The sequence below is a fragment of the Paenibacillus sp. FSL R7-0163 genome (assembly GCF_037969975.1).
GTDB classification, from domain to species: Bacteria; Bacillota; Bacilli; order Paenibacillales; family Paenibacillaceae; genus Paenibacillus_AQ; species Paenibacillus_AQ odorifer.
On sequence record NZ_CP150224.1, the window covers coordinates 532994 to 551751 of the forward strand.

Annotated in this window: 23 protein-coding genes; 17 read left to right on the forward strand and 6 right to left on the reverse strand. The window is 41.3% G+C overall.

The window, feature by feature from the left end:
- Positions 1-5: 5 nt before the first annotated feature.
- The 4 genes from NST45_RS02275 to NST45_RS02290 all read left to right on the forward strand — a co-directional run bounded on the left by NST45_RS02275 (position 6) and on the right by NST45_RS02290 (position 2733).
- On the forward strand, positions 6-329 hold the full coding sequence (locus NST45_RS02275; protein WP_339824756.1) for a hypothetical protein: 324 nt from the start codon (positions 6-8) through the stop codon (positions 327-329).
- Positions 330-574: 245 nt separating this feature from the next.
- Entirely contained in the window at positions 575-1132 is a 558-nt protein-coding gene (locus NST45_RS02280) for a hypothetical protein (protein ID WP_339824758.1), read from the forward strand.
- A 145-nt stretch (positions 1133-1277) separates the two neighbouring features.
- A complete protein-coding gene (locus tag NST45_RS02285; RefSeq protein ID WP_339824760.1) occupies positions 1278-2177 on the forward strand; it encodes a hypothetical protein in 900 nt (299 codons plus the stop codon).
- 91 nt (positions 2178-2268) lie between these two features.
- Complete coding sequence (locus NST45_RS02290; RefSeq protein ID WP_076103684.1) at positions 2269-2733, forward strand: phage tail protein; 465 nt, start codon at positions 2269-2271, stop codon at positions 2731-2733.
- Between the two features lie 173 nt (positions 2734-2906).
- Here NST45_RS02290 and NST45_RS02295 read toward each other — a convergent pair whose 3' ends face one another.
- Positions 2907-3338 carry a hypothetical protein gene (locus tag NST45_RS02295; protein ID WP_339824762.1) on the reverse strand — a complete coding sequence of 144 codons (432 nt, stop codon included), beginning with the start codon at positions 3336-3338 and terminating at the stop codon, positions 2907-2909.
- A gap of 42 nt (positions 3339-3380) precedes the next feature.
- On the opposite strand from NST45_RS02295, the gene NST45_RS02300 reads away from it, so the two are divergent.
- Complete coding sequence (locus NST45_RS02300; RefSeq protein ID WP_339210695.1) at positions 3381-3515, forward strand: hypothetical protein; 135 nt, start codon at positions 3381-3383, stop codon at positions 3513-3515.
- Between the two features lie 121 nt (positions 3516-3636).
- Here the strand turns inward: NST45_RS02300 and NST45_RS02305 are convergent, their stop codons facing one another.
- From NST45_RS02305 to NST45_RS02320, 4 genes are all read right to left on the reverse strand, one after another.
- Positions 3637-4806: a DUF4179 domain-containing protein gene (locus tag NST45_RS02305; protein WP_339824765.1), complete on the reverse strand. Its 1170-nt coding sequence runs from the start codon at positions 4804-4806 to the stop codon at positions 3637-3639.
- The gene (locus NST45_RS02310; protein WP_339824768.1) at positions 4793-5326 is read right to left on the reverse strand and encodes a sigma-70 family RNA polymerase sigma factor; all 534 of its coding nucleotides are present in this window, start codon (positions 5324-5326) and stop codon (positions 4793-4795) included. The genes NST45_RS02305 and NST45_RS02310 overlap by 14 nt, the downstream gene beginning before the upstream one ends.
- A 324-nt stretch (positions 5327-5650) precedes the next feature.
- Complete coding sequence (locus tag NST45_RS02315; protein WP_339824771.1) at positions 5651-6199, reverse strand: hypothetical protein; 549 nt, start codon at positions 6197-6199, stop codon at positions 5651-5653.
- Positions 6200-6302: 103 nt separating this feature from the next.
- Entirely contained in the window at positions 6303-7514 is a 1212-nt protein-coding gene (locus NST45_RS02320; protein WP_051491080.1) for a sugar efflux transporter, read from the reverse strand.
- A gap of 136 nt (positions 7515-7650) precedes the next feature.
- Here NST45_RS02320 and NST45_RS02325 point away from each other — a divergent pair, with 136 nt between their 5' ends.
- From NST45_RS02325 to NST45_RS02335, 3 genes are all read left to right on the forward strand, one after another.
- The gene (locus NST45_RS02325; RefSeq protein WP_036683516.1) at positions 7651-8340 is read left to right on the forward strand and encodes a helix-turn-helix domain-containing protein; all 690 of its coding nucleotides are present in this window, start codon (positions 7651-7653) and stop codon (positions 8338-8340) included.
- Positions 8341-8360: 20 nt separating this feature from the next.
- Positions 8361-9215 carry an IS3 family transposase gene (locus NST45_RS02330; RefSeq protein ID WP_339824775.1) on the forward strand — a complete coding sequence of 285 codons (855 nt, stop codon included), beginning with the start codon at positions 8361-8363 and terminating at the stop codon, positions 9213-9215.
- Between the two features lie 279 nt (positions 9216-9494).
- Positions 9495-10424 (forward strand): aminoglycoside phosphotransferase family protein, encoded by a 930-nt coding sequence (locus NST45_RS02335; RefSeq protein WP_036679761.1) that lies wholly within the window; start codon positions 9495-9497, stop codon positions 10422-10424.
- Positions 10425-10625: 201 nt separating this feature from the next.
- Here NST45_RS02335 and NST45_RS02340 read toward each other — a convergent pair whose 3' ends face one another.
- A complete protein-coding gene (locus tag NST45_RS02340) occupies positions 10626-10811 on the reverse strand; it encodes a hypothetical protein (protein ID WP_036679656.1) in 186 nt (61 codons plus the stop codon).
- 507 nt (positions 10812-11318) lie between these two features.
- Here NST45_RS02340 and NST45_RS02345 point away from each other — a divergent pair.
- From NST45_RS02345 to NST45_RS02385, 9 genes are all read left to right on the forward strand, one after another.
- Entirely contained in the window at positions 11319-12230 is a 912-nt protein-coding gene (locus NST45_RS02345) for a dihydrodipicolinate synthase family protein (protein ID WP_036679654.1), read from the forward strand.
- A gap of 4 nt (positions 12231-12234) precedes the next feature.
- On the forward strand, positions 12235-12876 hold the full coding sequence (locus tag NST45_RS02350; RefSeq protein ID WP_036679760.1) for an SGNH/GDSL hydrolase family protein: 642 nt from the start codon (positions 12235-12237) through the stop codon (positions 12874-12876).
- A gap of 148 nt (positions 12877-13024) precedes the next feature.
- Positions 13025-13381 carry a hypothetical protein gene (locus NST45_RS02355; RefSeq protein ID WP_339824778.1) on the forward strand — a complete coding sequence of 119 codons (357 nt, stop codon included), beginning with the start codon at positions 13025-13027 and terminating at the stop codon, positions 13379-13381.
- The gene (locus tag NST45_RS02360; protein ID WP_339824780.1) at positions 13368-14432 is read left to right on the forward strand and encodes a sugar ABC transporter substrate-binding protein; all 1065 of its coding nucleotides are present in this window, start codon (positions 13368-13370) and stop codon (positions 14430-14432) included. The genes NST45_RS02355 and NST45_RS02360 overlap by 14 nt, the downstream gene beginning before the upstream one ends.
- 84 nt (positions 14433-14516) lie before the next feature.
- On the forward strand, positions 14517-15392 hold the full coding sequence (locus NST45_RS02365; protein ID WP_036679648.1) for a sugar ABC transporter permease: 876 nt from the start codon (positions 14517-14519) through the stop codon (positions 15390-15392).
- A gap of 13 nt (positions 15393-15405) precedes the next feature.
- Entirely contained in the window at positions 15406-16248 is an 843-nt protein-coding gene (locus tag NST45_RS02370; protein WP_080742596.1) for a carbohydrate ABC transporter permease, read from the forward strand.
- A 24-nt stretch (positions 16249-16272) separates the two neighbouring features.
- Complete coding sequence (locus NST45_RS02375; RefSeq protein WP_036679646.1) at positions 16273-16962, forward strand: N-acetylmannosamine-6-phosphate 2-epimerase; 690 nt, start codon at positions 16273-16275, stop codon at positions 16960-16962.
- Between the two features lie 23 nt (positions 16963-16985).
- The gene (locus tag NST45_RS02380) at positions 16986-17864 is read left to right on the forward strand and encodes an ROK family protein (protein WP_036679643.1); all 879 of its coding nucleotides are present in this window, start codon (positions 16986-16988) and stop codon (positions 17862-17864) included.
- A gap of 23 nt (positions 17865-17887) precedes the next feature.
- The gene (locus tag NST45_RS02385) at positions 17888-18742 is read left to right on the forward strand and encodes a MurR/RpiR family transcriptional regulator (protein ID WP_051491079.1); all 855 of its coding nucleotides are present in this window, start codon (positions 17888-17890) and stop codon (positions 18740-18742) included.
- Positions 18743-18758: the final 16 nt, after the last annotated feature.

Sequence of the window (18758 nt, forward strand, 5' to 3'; positions counted from 1 at the left end):
AACGTATGCCTATAACAAAGGATGAATCCACTTGGCCGATCATAAGCCTTAGTTTGGGGGAGGCGTTTGATCAGGAGACAGTAGAAGAATATATCGCTTATTGGGAAGAGCTGCTCGCGCGCCGATCTGCCTTCGGCCTGCTGATGGTGCATTCCGCAGAGAAAAACACACGTCCAGAGCGTGCGGTCACACAGCTGTATATGAACTGGTGCAAGATGAACAAGCGGGAAATCGCCCAATATTGTTCAGGCATCGCGGTCGTAATGCAGAATGCTAAGTTGCTTGCTGTCTACAAGCCAGTTACAGCGTTGTCCACTAAAAGAACCTAGGCTGCCCCGGAGGTGCTTTCTCCGGAGAGGCTGAGGCGATAAGGTGGCTGGAGGAGCAGTTGGCTAAGGCACCCTCGGGTACGAAAACCTAATATAGCTGCCCATAATTTGGGGATACACATTTAAGCTTTCTTCACCCTTTAGGGTGGGGAAGGCTTTTTTTTGTCTAGAAAGATAAGAATCCGCCAACCCGTCACAACCAACGTGTCAGAGTAAGCTTTTTAAATATAAACGGGGTGTGTTGGATGAAGATAAATAATAATTATTTGAAAGAACAATTAAAACATGTATATTGGCTAAATGGTGGACCTTGTGCTGGAAAGACTACTATGACCAAGAAGTTTGTAGAGGAATTAGGTTTTCAAACATTAGGGGATGATCTCTTAAAATATAGACCATTCTCTAGTCCTATTGAATATCCTGCCCTTCAATTCCCTAATCCTAGTTTAGATTGGAATAAGTGGTTTAATAAACCTGTAGATGAACATTGCCAATGGTTATTTCAAGTGGTCGAAGAGATACCGTTTATCCCGGAAAAGAGAATGATATGTTTTTATACGTCCGATGCGGAGATAGAGAGATTATATTACTTTAGAGAAGACCATAAGATGATTCTGGACTGCATTAACGCTTATACGTTAAATCCAGAAGAAACAATTAAACACAGTAATAAATCTATGATTAAGTTCTCCAATGAAATAAAGAGCGCTTGCACTAAGCTGGGCATCAAAACCATAGAAAGAACACTAAATATGAGCGTAGAAGAACAATTTAGGTTAGTTCATGAACATTTTAAAATGTAGGGATGACTGTAAGGTATACCTACTCAAAGAAACCATTCCTTTGTCAGGAATGGTTTTTTCATAACTAGAAAAGTACACAGGTGTGCCCGTATAATAAATAGGAGTAAGTAATTGGAAGTAGACTGATGATGAGGGGAGAGAAGACATGTTTTTCTTTAAGAAAAATAAAGGCATCACAAAAGAGGAACTACAGGTCCTGGTTGAAGGCTTGGAGCAGGCTTATATGGATAAGGATGAAGAAGGTTTGAGCAAAAGATTTCATCCAGATAAGAGGGGAATGTCCTTTTTAAATCACTTTCAATTAATGATGACATTTCAAATCTATAATATAAAATCTGAAATCCTCGAATTTGAATTACTGTCGATGGATGCCACTAAAGCAGTCTTTACATACACTCGGAAGCACATTCATACCTGTGTTAACCCCGCCGATGAACGCGAGGAAAAAAGAAATCAAATTATCAGTTATTACGTTGAGGCTGTGAAGGAGAATGGTTCAATTTGGATTACGAGGTACAGCCCTTATAGCACGATTTTTGTAGATAAGAAGGGTGATTTCCTTAGTGGTGTGGATGCGGTCATTCCTCCTGGAGAAGAGATCAATTCAGGCATTGCGCGATTCATCCCGTATTTTCAGCTTGATAGCTATGTACCTGCAACCTTCCATGTCTACAGTAACAGTCAATTTATCGGATATTATCCGCTGGGAGAATATCATCGGTACGAACCTTCGCATACGTTCACGATTAATTATTTTGATAAGATAGAGGCAACTTCTGTAGAGAAGCATACAGCGGATTATATCTCCCAAGAGACCTTGTTGACCGCTCAAGTACTGCATCAGACTGATAATAGCTCTATAGTGGAGACGCAGTTGATGAACAATAATGTATTAGAGCATGAACTTGTTACCAGCCTGCTTACGAAGGATGGGTTCTATATGATTAGATTTCTGTATGCCAAAGGGGAGCCGATCCCGCCAGAGGAGCGAGAAAAGTGGAAGCGTGAGATGGTCACTTTAATAGAAAAAGAGCACAGCAGTTAACACAGAAACTTGCCGTTACAGACAACACGCGAACCGTATCCTAAGTAACGATAAGTTTTTTGGTAATAATGAGAGAAAAGGAGAGATGAAAATGTCCTATATCGTTGATTTTAAAAATGTGTCTACGGTTGGGTTAGAATCTTCACCTGTAGTAGATGCGCTTGCTGGTCTGCGTGCTAATGAGGCCCGTTACTTTATGAACAAATACAAACATGAATTTACGGTTGTACAAGCCAGCGAAAGTCAGGAGACCCTTGATTATGTGAACCGAATTTTAAAAGAAGAACGTGATATTGAGTTTGCGGCCAATCCTTTAGAAACGTCGCGTTTTCAAGTGGAAAATATTAAATATGCCTATGTCTTTTATGAGGATGGCCTTGCGGTCAACGTTATGTATACGGTTGATGACCCAAAGAAGCGGGCTGTTGGTTTTAAGCTTTCTGAGGGGATGGAGATCCCAAAGGAGCTAGAAGAGAAGTTTAAGTTTGCCAGGCAGAAGTCCAAGCTAGCTGGAACAATTCGGGGTTCGTTTTTTGTAATTAAAGGAGAGTATTAAGGTAAGCAAAATTGCAACTTAATCAATGAGAGGGCCATCCTATAAAAGGATGGCCCTAAATCTTTTCGGTATAGATAATTTGCGTAGGTTATCTATGGGAATGGACTCCCATTCAAGAGGCCGAATTTATTATATAGAGCAACGAAAACTGGAGTAGCGTGCCTACTTCACAATTATTTTGCATGAGTAGCTGAGATGCTGGAATGTACGGTATAAATCCCGCAGAAAAGAGCTGAGGTGGCTGGAATAGTGAAATGTACGGTATAAATCCCGTACAAATGAGTTGAGGTGGTTGAGATGCTGGAATGTACGGTATAAATCCCGTACAAATGAGTTGAGGTGGCTGAGATGCTGGAATGTACGGTATAAATCCCGTAGAAAAGAGCTGAGGTGGCTGAGATGCTGGAATGTACGGTATAAATCCCGTAGAAAAGAGCTGAGGTAGCTGAGATGCTGGAATGTACGGTATAAATCCCGTAGAAAAGAGCTGAGGTAGCTGGAATAGTGAAATGTACGGGATAAATCCCGCAGATAAGAGCTGAGGTGGCTTGGCTATATCGACTTGGTTGGAGACTCTCCGGGGGCATCAGATTTGATCCATTCAAATGTGTTCGACAAGCCACCTATCATTTGACAAAACATGGAAGATGTTGGATGCGGTCAAAAACAATCGAATTATTGAGATTGATATGGAAAAATATTTTGCAGCAGATTCATACTCCTCCTTGTTACAAGCTGAAGATATCGCCGACAAATTATCGAAGCTGGCTTCATCAGAATAACTTATTGGATTGAACCTACCTGAAGTCATCTAAATAAAAGACGAAGCCTATTATGGCTTCGTCTTTTGTAGTTTTGCATTCCCTTTTCATCCTAGAAAATAAGGTCCCTTTTACAAATGAACTATTGGACCGAAGGTACAGTCTCCAACTCAGGGATATATTCCTTGACCATATTGTTGTCTTCCCACAGTCCTTTAGTCCCAGCTGGGGCTTGACCTTCGGAAACGACTAAGTACGGTTTGATGGTTACGGTACTCGGTATAGTCTTGAAGGGTTCAAAATGAACATTATAAGATTCGCTTACGGGGTGAGCACCGACAGGCTTCAGTTGAACGCCACGTTCATCCACAATGTCAAATTGAAGAGCGATGACGCCCCCGTTAGCACCCTTATATTTCGAAGGGATAGAAGCGAGCATTTCTTTTACGCTCTGGCCCGGTTTGGTTTTGTACTCAATGGATACCTGTGTTGTGATTGGGGTGATTTCTACCTTACTGATCTGCAAGTTAATGTTATCGTGATGCTTGGTCTCCTCTGAAGTTAGGGCGGTAACAGGCGTTGATGTGGTAACAGGCAGAACGAATTCGAACGGGACATCGTAACCCTTTAACGACACATTTACAGTCAAGTCAAACTGATCAGGGAACTGGACCGTCTGTGTTGTTGTGCTCGGCTCATAATAAGTGTTCAAAACCTGAACCATTATGCTGGAAGCAGCCTCACCATCCATGTGTTCGTAACTCCAGAGCAGAGGTTGGCCTTTATAGAGCACCTCAAAATTATCCACCGCCCCTTTATTGGCATCTGAAGGCGGCGAATTGGGCTCCGAAGCCAGACGGTTTCCAGGAGTGGTTATATTCATAAGAATTCGGGTTCCGTCAAATAACAACGTTGGAATATTCATAGTCACATCGCCATGGGTCACGCTTTGGTTTACGTTTGTGATGAAATCCTCGGCTTGTTGAACACCGGGATCTAAGTTTTTTTCGCCCCATAATGAATAGATTTGTCCCAAAACCGGAATTTGCTTGAGTGTATCAGCCATTGCGGGCGATACAAAGCCGGAAGCAAGGACTGTAACTCCAAGGATTGCAGCGGCTGCAGTGGAAACCCACCATTTATTAAAAGTTTTGGATACATCTATCTTTCTCTGAACGGGGGAAATGGAATTATCGGTATCCCTGATGATTTGGTAAGTCTCATTCAGCTTGGAGCGGGCAATATCCGATAACTGAGCGGGAAGTAGGCTTTGGCAGTTCTTTAATTGTTTTTCTAACTTAGTGTTTACCATGTCGCAACTCCATTTCTTGATTGAATTGAGATGAATGCTTTAGCTTTTTGCGGGCGCGATGCAGCCGGGTCTTCACGGCAACCGTAGAAATTTCGAGAATGTCGGAAATTTGACGGATCGGCATGTCCTGTAGGTAATGAAGGTGAATGACAATCCGGAGGTTCTCCTCAAGATGTTGAACGGCATCCCATAATTCGATTTTCTCATAATCCTTGGAAGTGGAAGGGACTTCGGGAAGTTCTCCATACGGGAGGGTTCTTGCGTTGTTTTTGAGCATTTTATTGCATTCATTAATCAGAATCCGGAAGATCCACGTTTTGAAAAATGCGGGCTCTCTGAGTGTATGGATGTTCTTAAAGGCTTTTAGCATCGTCTCCTGCAGGGCATCTGCACAATCTTCTTCTTTGTTGACGATGGACCTTGCAGTTCTGTATAAAGGTAACTCTATCTCCTGCATCAACTTCACGAATGCTTCAGGGTCCCCAGCTTTGGCTTTGACGACAATAGGATCTATATGCAAAGATTTACCTGCTTTCTTGACTAGAAGTCTTAGGATGTTCGTAACGTTACTTAAATATTAGATCGGGTAGGTAGCTAGAAGGTTACCACAAACATGATTCCATTCTCCGCATCTCGCAAAGGATGAAGATTACTTTTGCTGTCTGTAGCTAGTAGCAGGGTATCCTTCGCATAATGGGAAGGCATTTCACGGTGCTCTTCCGAACGATTAATGTGTAACTGAGCTAGCAAGGTGAGAAATTGGTTTTTTTCACAAAAAAATCGCCGTTCAAATTCCCTGTCAGGAATCGGACGACGATTTTTCATAAGCTAGTCAGTCAGTCAATCAATCAATAATATAAATGACCCATTCCCCTTGATCGTTTGGCCGAATAGCGTATAGCATTTTTACATTTTCAACGGTCTCTGCGGCCATATCCAAGCGTTGTCCGATTACCGTTATATTCACCTGATGTTCGTTGGGTAACATGGAATCGATGCTTTCGATGTCTGTGAATTTGTACTGATAATGTTCGTCATAATAAGGCTCCATAGCATCTGCTAGTTTTTTGTTTACGAACCCGGATTGATAAAGTGTGTGGTCATGCTCAACCAAAGCAGTTAGGTTTTTTTCCAGCACTTCAAGTGCGGGAAGATCATTTTCTGTCAATTGATCTGAATATGATTTCAGATTTATCGACAATTCTGCTTTAAAGCTGGCTTCATTTGGCTGCTTAGGTTCTGTGTTTTGCGGCTTCTGCGTACTAATCGCTGAACTTTGGGTTGGCGTATTTGCTCCTATGCTCGGCTCCTCGATTGGTTTAACGTCCCCTCCACATGCTGCCAGAAAGATTAAAGACATCAACATGACCATTCTTGCAATAGTTTTTAACATCTAACCCCCACCTTTTTTTGAGGATATGTTAGTAAGTCGCGAGAAGATATGGAGAAATTTTAAGGGCTGAATGAAGCCCGAAAAAGCGGATTAAACCGCTAGATTAAATCGCTAGTTTTTGTGGATCATCTACAGAGTAACGTCCGCTTACCGCAAGCATGATTGTAGAAATAATGACGAGTATGAAACAGAGCACAAATGAATACCGGTACCCAACAACACTAGCTAATAACCCGCCAACAAGACTGCCAATCAGTCTGCCAATCGTGGATGAGTTAGAGTAGAGCGTGGATGCATACCCAGGCATGTTTGGAAGCAGATCCTGAATGTAGCTAATGCCAATCGCTGAAATAACGGCAACAAAAAAGGCAAGCAAAATTTGGGCTGCAAGCATTTGCCACATCGCGCCTGAAGTAATGACAACGAGATAATAAGCTCCTCCGAAAATGGCTCCGCACATCATCAGGATGCGGTTACTGTATTTCGCACTAAGTAGTCCCAGCATGATCATAAAAGGAATTTCCAGCGCAGCACAAATACTGCTGACTAAACCGACATCGCTTGTTGTTCCCCCTAGATTGTTGGTAATAAAGAGGGCAGTATTGATGCTACTCGTCCAGTGGGCTACATACATGAGTATCATAATCAGAAAAGGAAGCAGAACATTACGGTTCTGACCCAACCGGAAACTTTTTACTTTTACTTCTGCAGTACTGCTTTTCACTTCTGTATTTGATTTCAGGAATAGTGAAATAAGTAAGGCAACCAGCAGGAATACTCCGATGGTGCCCGAGAAAATCCCCTTAAACCCAACAGCAGCAATTAGCAGAGTACCGATTAAAGGACCTGTAATAAAGCCGAGAGAGAAAGCAGAACGCAAGGTAGAATTTGCAAACGCAGTATCTGTAAAATCGCTCTTATTCACTGCTTCTCTAGCTATGGCGAACAATTGAGGCATCCCTGGTGCACCGAGTGCGGTGAACACAATCATGTAAATGAATAAGATCGTAAAATCCCCAATGAGCAAGTATCCGCTATAAGCAAGGGCATTACAGAGCGTGGAGACAAGGTAAATGTTTCTTCGATTTAAGCCAAGGTCAGAGCGTCTCCCGATTAGTGTACTGATCCATATTCCGGCAATTAACGTGGTGGCCAGAAAAACACCAAACAGCCCGACAGATACTCCAAGCTGTTCCGTAAAATAAATGGATAAAAAGGGTGCGCTGAGTGAAATCCCCACCCCCTGCAGTAACATACATAAAAAGAGTAAGCCATAAGAGGGAATCGAAAATAGTGCAGTTAGTCGTTTGAACATGTTGTGAAAGTACTCCTCTATATTTGTTTAGATATTTCATAAAAAAAAGCCGTTGAAATTGATTGATAAGCTCCCATCATAGTAGACAGTAGAAAAAACAAAAACTTCTACTGCTACAATGATGGGAGTTTTTCTAATGTCTAATAGAAGTCCAACATCTTTAAAAGTAAAATTACATGTCGTAGGGCTGTGCCTTGAGCACAAGTCAAATCCAAACTATGAGGCAAAGCAGCTAGGTCTTAGTTCACACACAGTTAGAGAATGGATTAGGAAATATAAAGCAGATGGTTTGGACGGGTTGAGGGAATCGAGAACATGGAAATCATACCCAAAGGAATTGAAGCTTGCTGCTGTTAACGAAGTGTTGTCTGGTCGTTGCTCCGTTGAAGAGGTGACAAACAAGCATTATATTTCAAGCAGAAGTGTTTTGACAAAATGGATTACCAAGTATACTAATGAGATAGAATTGAAACCTACACATACAGGAAAAGGACTATCTCATATGAACCAAGGACGTAAAACAACTTTCGAAGAACGCATTGAAATTGCACAATATACCATCGCTAATGGATTGGATTATCAGAAAGCGATTGAAAAGTACGGAGTATCTTATCAGCAAGTTTACGCATGGGTCCGGAAATATCAAGTTGGCCGCGAGGAGGCTCTTCAGGACAATCGCGGTCGCAAAAAGCCTGTAGAAGAACTAGATGAGCATGACCGCCTTAAACTACGGATTAAAGAGCTAGAAGCGCGAAATGAATACCTAGAGATGGAGAATGACTTCGCAAAAAAGTTGGCGGAGATCAAGCGACGAAATACACGCTAACCCTCGTTCGACAAGTAAACTTGTATCAAGCGATTCAAGAACTGAACAAAGAAAAAGGTCACGCAATTACGAAGTTGTGTGCGTTAGCTGGGGTTGCTCGATCTGCCTATTACAAGTGGTTAAAATGGAAACCCTCTTGCATAGAACTTGAAACTCGTGCGTTAGCGAAAGAAGTAAAGCTACGATATGACAAGCGAAAAGGGATTCTTGGCTATCGTCAAATGCGCACGCAATTAAACCGAAAGCTCAAAAAGCAGTACAACAAAAAGCGTTATTACCGAATTATGTGTGCTCTTGGGCTTAAAGCAGTCATTCGCAGAAAACGAGCGAGTTATGTGAAAGCTACGGAGATCCATGTAGTTGAAAATGTAATGAACCGTAACTTTGATGCCAATTCTCCTAATTCAAAATGGTGTACAGATGTGACTGAACTGAAGTACGGGAATGGACGCAAAGCCTATTTGAGCGCTATTATTGATGTATATGATAATTCCATTGTCTCATGGGTATTAAGCCATTCCAACAACAATAAACTCGTGATGGATACGTTGAAGAGGGCTTACGCAAAGAATCCTGGCGTATCCCCTCTTTTACAAAGCGACAGAGGCTTCCAGTACACGTCTCATGAGTACAACCGACTTCATATAAAATACGGATTTAAGAAAAGCATGTCTCGTGTGAGTCGGTGTTTGGACAACCAACCTATTGAGCGTTTTTGGGGTACATACAAGTCAGAAAGCTATTATCTTACAAAGTATGACACCTATGATGATGTCCTTACAGAGGTTAGCAAATATATTCACTACTACAATAATTACCGCTACACAGAGTGTTTGGATGGCTTGTCACCTAGCGAATACCGACGAGCTGCATAACGAAGATACCTCAGTTCTGGCAATACGAACTGAGGTATCTAAACTAACTATTTTTGTTTTTTACACTGTCCACTTGACAGGGAGCACTTCAGATTCCAACGGCTTTTTGTATGCTTGTTTTTTTCAAGACCTTATTCAACATCATAATTGATCGGAAAGAATAAGTCTATACTTTCGGCTGGATTTTATTTACTATTGTGAAGCCGGCAAAACCTAATAAATGGAGTGTTGTTAATGGACGTTACTTGTCATCTCGATAAGGCTGACTTACAGGATTATATTAGTAGGGTTTTTGGCAGCAGTTATTTCGTTGCTCGTGTTTCGCGCATGCATGGCGGTGCACAAAAGGTGGTCTACAAGATTGAGTGCAGTAATGGATTTTCCTGCGTTTTGTATGTGTGGGATCTTTCGATGAATTATTTTAAAGAAGAAAAAGCAAATGAAGATATAAATGAACAATCCTATGGAAGTCATTTATTCGAATTAAATAACAGGTACTTAACACAACATGGAATTCAGACCCCTGCTCTTTATGATCTGAATAAGGCAAGAGATCGTTACTCTTTCGATTATGCTCTGGTTGAATATATAGATGGAAGAATGGCAGAAACCTATTTTCATCATCCCGATTCACGTGTTCAAGATAAAGTTTTTCAGCGTGTGGGGGAAATGCTTACTGCTATGCATACCAACGAGAGGCATGTTTTTGGGAAAGCAAATGCTAACGAGAGCAGCATGAGCGAATGTCATTTATTACAAATGGAAAATGCGAAAGTGCAGCTAGCCTATGCCTCCCAACATATTGAGAAGATCAGGTCTAATCAAAGCAAACTGCTCGATAAGTTGTACGAGCTTGAATCAAAAATTCAACCCAGACAGCAATATGGGTTTATTCACGGGGAACTGGGACCTGACCATGTTATGGTTAATGATAAACTGGAGCCCTTTCTGATAGATATTGAAGGGGCAATGTACTATGACATTGAGCATGAACATAGTTTTTTACAGATGAGATTTGGGGATTTCTACCGGTACTTAAAGAACGATGCTCTGGATCATGATAGGCTGTTATTTTATCAATTCCACCATCATGTCTCCTTAACTTCAGGTGGATTAAAGCTGCTGCATAGAGGATTTCCTGACCAACAATTCGCCCAAGGCCTAGCTGATTATCAATCGGAACGCGCGCTGAGGTTTATCGAAGGATGAACTAAACAAGGCGTTTGGATTGATAACCTACTGCCAAGTCCTCGAAAGTAACCTATTAGCCTTCTTCACCCTTTAGGGTGGGGGAGGTTTTTTCGTTATACAACTACAAGGCATAATAAAAGACCGCATCCACTGGAATTGCTTCCGGATCTGGCGGTCTGATGTCTTCGTTATGAATCAATCTTTATCTGAAAGGGTTAGTTAATGGAATTTAACGGTCTTGATGCGAGCCTCTTCTTCATAGCTAAGTGGTTTCGGAGATTGCGGAGTGTGCAGATGACGCTCCACGGAGTACTCCATTTTCCGGTAGTCCTCATTACCTGTATTCAATGTTGGATTCCAGTTTTCTGTCACCCAATTTTTAAGTTCCTTAAGTCCTGCTAGCATTTCCTCCAGCCTCCTTTGGCGAAGAAACAAAATAGATTTTGTAGTTCTTTGTTTACGCTTTCATTATAATCCTAAACTCCATTTTTTAAAAGGTGTGTCCGTCTGAAAAACACAGATTATTCAGTGAACATTGTGTGTTATTTAGGTTTTGTGCTTCATCTGGAGAGAAGTGTCTCCCTGTAGGAGACATTTTTAGTGGAGCTGAAAGGATACTCATTAGTACCACTTTTTTAATTTTTTTTACATCCGTATATCCAACAAATACTAACCTGAAGAAATAAATTTAGGGTGGAATATTTACAGGATTATTTTCTAATGAATATGGAAAAATAAATGATTATTAGCTGCGAGTTGCACTGAAAACCATTATTGTGCTAATCATAAATAAGATTGGTGGAAATAAATTTTATTTTTCTAAAAATAGAGAAAATAATTTACAAAACCAAAATATAATGATATTTTGTTTATGTAGAAAAGAAACCGCTCACAACTTAAGGGGGATTAACAATGACACTCACAAAGTTCCACGGAATTATACCTGCCTTTTATGCCTGCTATGACGATCAAGGAAATATTTCGGAATCCCGGACGCATGCTTTATGTGATTACTTATTTGAAAAAGGAGTTCAAGGTGTATATGTGGGAGGCAGCTCAGGAGAATGTATTTACCAGAGTCTCGACGAACGCAAAGCGGTACTAAGCTACGTAGCTAGTAACCTGAAAGGTAAAATGACACTGATTGCCCACGTGGGTGCCCCTTCGACTAGAGATAGCATTGAGTTAGCGAAACATGCTGCAACCTTAGGGTATGATGCATTATCCGCAATCCCGCCTATATATTTCAAATTACCTGATAGTGCGGTCTATAAATATTGGAGCGAGATTATGGAGGCAACCCCTCTAAGCTTCATCATCTACAACATTCCTCAGACTACTGGATATACACTGACTCCTTCCTTATTTGAGAAGCTGCTTGCGAACAAAAAGGTGATCGGTGTGAAGAACTCCTCCATGCCGACTATGGATATTGAAAGATTCAAAAGAGTGGGTGGAAAAGATGTAGTGGTATTTAATGGACCGGATGAACAATATGTTGCGGGAAGAATCATGGGAGCGGATGCGGGAATCGGTGGAACCTATGCCGTTATGCCTGAGCTGTTCCTGCAAGCTAATGAATTTGTTAAGGCTGGTAAGTTCGAAGAAGCTGGACAAATTCAAAGCGATATCAACGATATTATCATCGCCCTTTGTTCGCTGAAAGGTGCCATGTATGCCGGAATAAAAGAGCTTCTAAAATTAAGAGGCGTAAACATTGGCAGCGTAAGAGCACCGCTTGAGGCAGTAGCCGTTGAGGATGCTGGTCCGATCGCAGACATTATGAAATTGATTGATCAAGCTATTGAAAGATATTGCGGTTAAGATAATGAAGAAATCCATCGTATGCTTTGGCGATTCTAATACTTGGGGCTACGACGCAGAGACAGACCGCAGATTTAAGGATGATATTCGTTGGACGGGAATTCTTCATACAGAATTGGGTGACGCCTACCGAATGATCGAAGAAGGGCTTCCCGGCAGAACAAGTGTCAGTGAGGACCCTCTATTTGAAGGACTTTCTGGAATCTCCTATATCTATCCCTGCCTGATGTCACATTCGCCATTAGACTTGGTTGTGATCATGCTTGGGACCAATGATACAAAAGAAAGGTTTGGACTAACTTCTTATAACATCGCACAAGGTATTGTTAGGTTGGCTCTTAAAGCTAAAGATAGCGGTGCAGGACCCGAGGGGAAGGCTCCAGAGGTTCTAGTAATCGCGCCCCCTCCGATTGGAGCAGAGTATATTCATACCCCTATTGGCAAACCAATGGGTAGCGGATGTAGTGAGAAGTCTATGGAGCTCGCTGAGCATCTTGCAGCTTTACTAACGGAAACTGGCATCCACTTTATAGACTCCAGAGATCATGTATCGATGAATGAAATTGATTATATGCATCTTGATCCGCAAGGACATCGCAGCATGGCCGATTTAGTGCAATACCATGCCAAACGGATTTTAAATTAAGGGTTCTATACTTTCGAAGCAAGTTTTGTACGAAGTGATTCAAAGAAGATAATGCTTACAAAACTTTAAGCGTATGCTTTCGAAGCGAGTTTTGTACGAAGCGATTCAGAGAAGATAATGCTCACAAAACTTTTAGGGAGGTTTATAAATGAAGAAAAAACGTTTACTCTCGACAATGGTTGCGCTAATGGTGATTATTTCTTTAATTTCAGGTTGCTCAGGTAACAATGCTGCTAGCTCTAATACATCCGATAATTCTTCTGCATCTGGGAAGGAAAAAGTGGGGATCAGAGTATGGCTGACTCCACAGTGGAAGGGTGTTGTGGATGCCACGGAGGCAGGCGCGGACTATGATAGCTTCCTAAAGCACGCCGCTGAGAAATTCAAAGCACAATATGATAAATATGATGCGGATATTCAAATAGAGGTCATTGCTGGAGATCAGCGCGATCAATTGCTTAACGTTAACTTAAGCGGAGGAACACCTCCAGATGTTGTTCTTTGAGAGTGTATTCCCGATGGGGGATTACGTTCACCGTGGAGCATTGGTTCCTTTGACCGACATCATTGATGAAGACGCGAAAAGCGATATTGCTCAAAACTACTGGGACGCTGTAACGTTCGGAGAAGATATTTATTTCTATCCATTCCAGCACAACCCAGGCACCTTGGTTTACAACGCGGACATGTTTAAAGCAGCAGGCTTAGAAAAGTTTGTGGGTGAAGAATCCGAAATCAAAACTTGGAACTTGGATGAATATCAACAAATTCTTGAGGGTCTGAAAAACAATCTGCCGAAGGATAAGTATTCGAATGCATATCCAATGGCATTATTCGCTGTAAATAATCAGGGCGATACATGGAACCTTGCCTATATGAGAATGTTCGGCAATAAGTTCTTTGATGATCAAGGCAACATTGTCCTGAACGATGAGAACGGAGTTAAAGCTGCAACTTGGCTGAAAAACCTATATGACGGCGGATATACAAATCCAGGAGCAGAATCTGTTTCTTCTAATGATGCCAATGCTATGTTCCAAAATCAGCAATTAGCGATCAGTTTCACTAACCCGATTCTGTTTAATGGTACGAAAGCTAATATGGCGGATGGTACGGCAGCGAAATTCGATATGAGACTTGCTAATATTCCGTCGGAAAGCGGCGATCCTCTATCCTTTACTTATGTAGTAGGCGCTAGTGTATTCAAGTCCAAAGATGCTAAGAAGACTGAAGTAGCTAAGGATTTCGTGAAGTTTTTCTCAAGCGATCCTGAGTTAGTTAAATCCTCTAAGAATGGTATTCCTGTAAGAAGTTCTGTAGCCGAAGCACTTAAAGCGGAGAATCCACTGTTTGCAGCTTACGATGCCAATTCTAAATATTTGTTCAACTTCACAGGCAACGTTCCAGGATACAGCCAATTAAGAGAGGTTTTATATCCAGAGCTACAAGCACTTTACATGGGAGCTAAGACACCGGAACAGTTTGTACAAGATTATCAGACAAGTGGCAACAAGGTGATTGAGACCAATAAAGCTGGCTCTGTAATTTTCCAATAATCTAAGACCAGATAAACAATACACGATTGACAGCCTTTAGGGTCTGAAGAGACTCTGGGGCTGTTAATTAGAAAGGTAAACGATATGAAACTACGTAGTAATTACCTAAAAGAGAATATTACAGGTTATCTGTTTATTTTACCTCAGATGATAGTATTCTTAGCCTTTCTTGTCTATCCGATCTTAGAAGGGATGCGGCTGAGTCTATACCAGATTAATTATGACAGTGAGAAATTTGTGGGTTTTGCCAATTACACCACATTGTTTAATGATCCGGTATTTTTTAAGGCTACCATCAACACCGTTGTGTTCGTAATATTTATCGTTCTACTTACAGTGGGGTTTGCATTGTTCGTAGCCTCCGCGGTATTTGATAAAAATGCTAAGTACGTTTCCTTTATTAGAGGAAGTTATTATATCCCGGTAATGGTGTCCATGGTGGTTATGAGTATGGTCTGGAGCTTTTTGCTGAATCCGGCTAATGGACTTATCTCTTATCTATATAAAGACATGGGACTAGGGACGATTAATCTGCTGGGAAATCCAAAGACGGTTCTGCCAGTCGTGATATTTGTAACCTTCGCAACTAACGTGGGCCAGGCAATTATTCTGTATATAGCTGCAATGATTGGTGTCTCGAAAGAGCTTTTTGAAGCAGCCGAAATCGACGGTGCTAGCAGATGGCAAGTGATATCAAAGATCCTGATTCCTTCGGTAGGACCGACAACAACTTATATTACGATTATCAATATTATTGCCGTATTAAAAATCTTTGTAGTTATTCAGTTATTGACCGGTGGCGGACCGAACAATTCCTCCGTAACGCTGATGTACTACCTTTATAATAATGCCTTTAAATATAACCAACTCGGTGTAGCTTCTGCGGTAGGGGTTATCATGTTCGTGATTACATTGATATTGTCTGTGCCACAGCTACGAAGCATGATTAAGGTGAAGTGAGGGGGAATACAACATGTCGAAGATTAAAAACAAGAAAAAGAGAGAGAAGTTTGATGTGATATCGAATGTAATCATTATCCTCTTCGCACTCCTTAATCTTTTTCCACTATATTGGTTATTCACAAGTTCACTCAAGAACAGCTCGGATGTTGTGAAGATGCCTCCAGACTGGTGGCCCAAATCGATTACATTCTCCAACTATGTGGATGTATTTCAGAACCAGCCGGCTTTAAGATGGACGTTTAATAGTATTTATGTATCAGGTGTTTCTACTATTTTGGTTATTGTTGTAGGCTCTATGGCCGCCTATGCATTCTCAAAGATTAATTTTAAAGGTAAAAATATAATCTTCATTATCTTTATATCAAGCTTGATGATTCCTAAAGAAATTATGATTGTACCCTTATTCCGGATCACCCAACAATTTGGAATGGTAAATAGTTATAACGGTATGATTTGGCCGAACGTGGCGGGTGCATTTGGAGTGTTCCTATTAAAGGGATTCTTCGATTTAACCCCTAATGCCTTAAGAGAAGCCGGGAGAATAGATGGTGCAAATGAATGGAGAATCTTCACACGCATCATGCTGCCTATTGTCAAACCTGGTATTGGAGCCTTATTTATTCTGAATTTCGTGCAAGTCTGGAATGATTATTTGTGGCAGCTGGTTATAGGCCAAGAGAACAAAATGAAAACATTAATGGTTGGTACTGCGACCTTAATGCAGGATTTGAATCCTAATTTCGCTTATAAAATGGCCGGAGCTACCATCGCTGCAATTCCGATGTTGCTAGTGTTCATGTTATTCCAACGGTTCTTCACCAATGGGATTACGGCAGGAGCAGTTAAAGAATAAATAAAAATGTGGAGTGGGTTACTGATGAATACTGAAAATAATGTACTTAAAAAAATAAAACATAAATTAGTCGTCTCCAGTCAAGCCTTACCAGAAGAACCGCTGCATAGCCCGTTTATTATGGGGAGAATGGCTTATGCTGCTTACTTAGGCGGGGCTTCTGGAATTCGGGCAAATAGCGTAGCGGATATTCAAGAAATCAAAAAGCAAGTGAATCTGCCGATCATTGGGATAATCAAAAAGGTGTATGAAGGCTCTGAAGTCTTTATTACACCCACTCAAAAGGAAGTCGATGAGCTGTACCGCGAAGGGGTAGATATCATTGCTATGGATGCTACAGACCGTATTCGCCCGGATGGATCTACCATTTCTGAACTTTTTCCACTTTTAAAAGAGACTTACAAAGATCAACTGTTTATGGCGGATTGTTCTACATTTGCGGAAGCTGCGAAGGCTGTTGAGCTGGGATTTGATCTGATTGGAACTACCTTGAGCGGTTATACAGAGGCTACTAAAGGGCGCAACTTGCCAGATTTTGAATTGGTTCAACAAATCGTCAACAACTTCTCTGTTCCCGTTATAGCTGAAGGTGGGGTTTCCACTCCTGAAGAATTAAAGACCATGTTTGATTTAGGTGTGTATTCAGCAGTGGTTGGCTCTGCGATCACGAGACCGATGGAGATTACGAAACGGTTTGTGAACGCTATTCAGTAGAACGCCAGAGAGGGTAGATGGAAATGAGGATTGTAGCCGTAGATGTTGGCGGTACCAATACCAAGATGTGTATATGCGATAAACAGGGGAATGTACATGACTTCAAGGAGTATGCAACAGAAAGCTACTTGGGGGGACCTCATGTAATCTCAAGAACGCTGGAGAAGATTGCAGAATACGATCATTTTGATGCCATTGCCATAAGCACCGCGGGCCAAGTTAATGCAGAAGAAGGATTTATTGTCTATGCTAACGAAAATATACCTAGATATACTGGAATGAAAATTAAGGATATTGTCACCCATCATTTTCATAAACCTGTTATGGTAGAGAACGATGTGAATTCAGCTGCATTAGGCGAAGCTTATTATGGAGCTGCTCAGAGCTTTAACAATTTCTTATGTCTAACCTTTGGCACAGGCATTGGCGGTGCAATCGTCATTAATCGCCAAATCTACAAAGGGGCTAATGGGGTAGCGGCTGAATTTGGCCATATCTTTACTCACCCATTGTCGGCCACATCCGGAGTAGAAGGACTGCCATATTATGAAAAACACGCTTCAACCACAGCTTTAGTCAAGATGGCTCAACTGGCAGATCCCGAATGCACGGATGGAAAAGCCTTATTTGATAAAATACAGAGCGGAAATGAGCAGCTTGAACGTATTTTAGATCTATGGATTACTGAAGTGGCTGTTGGTTTAGCTTCTATCACGCATATCTTCAATCCATCCGCGATTATTATTGGTGGCGGCGTAATGGAACAAGAAGATTTGGTTCGAAGGGTAGAAGAACGAACGAAGTCTTTGCTTATGGAAAGCTTTGCGGGAGTGAGAATTGTTAAAGCCTCATTAGGGAATAAGGCAGGTCTGCTGGGAGCTTCCTCCTTATTCGTACATTAATTTATTGAAAAGGAGGGGCTTTTTTGCGGACAATCAGTATTTTTTCTTCAATTCATTCTAAATACAATAATTTGACGAATACGGAGAAGAAGGTAGCGGACTACGTACTGGAGAACACGAGAAGTGTAGTCTACATGTCGATTACTGATCTTGCAGATGCATGTGATGTTGGGGAGTCAAGTATATTTCGATTTTGCAAATCTTTAAGTTATAAAGGGTATCAAGAGTTCAAGATTGCACTGGCACATAGCATCACTGTGGAGAATGAGATCCCGCAGCTTACCGATCAAATTCTGATGGATGATACGATTGAAGCTGTTGCTTCTAAAGTGCTGACCACGAATGTAAGTGCACTCAACGAGACCTATAATTTAATTGATATACAGAAGATCAGTGAGGCTATTGAGTATTTGATTAATGCAGAACGTGTATTATTTTTCGGTGTGGGCTCTTCTCTAGTCACAGCTATGGAAGCCAAAATTAAATTTATGCGCATTACGAACAAAACGGAATGTTTAATGGATTCACATCTGCAGATGATGTCGGCAGCACTGATGTCTAACCGGGATGTCGCTGTTGTGATTTCTTATTCCGGCTCGACCAAGGATAGCATTGAGGTTGCGAGAAAAGCAAAGGAAAGAGGAGCCAAAGTAATATCCATTACTAGGTTTGAAAAGTCACCGCTAACCTCGTACTCCGATCTGACCCTGCTATGTGGTGCTAATGAAGGACCGCTGCAAGGGGGTTCATTATCTGCAAAGATATCGCAGCTCTATCTGCTTGATATTTTATATGTAGAATATTTCAAGAAGACTAGTGAGCAATCCATAATTAATAAAGAAACAACAGCTTCAGCAGTCAGTGAGAAACTGGTTTAGTACATTAAGATGTGAG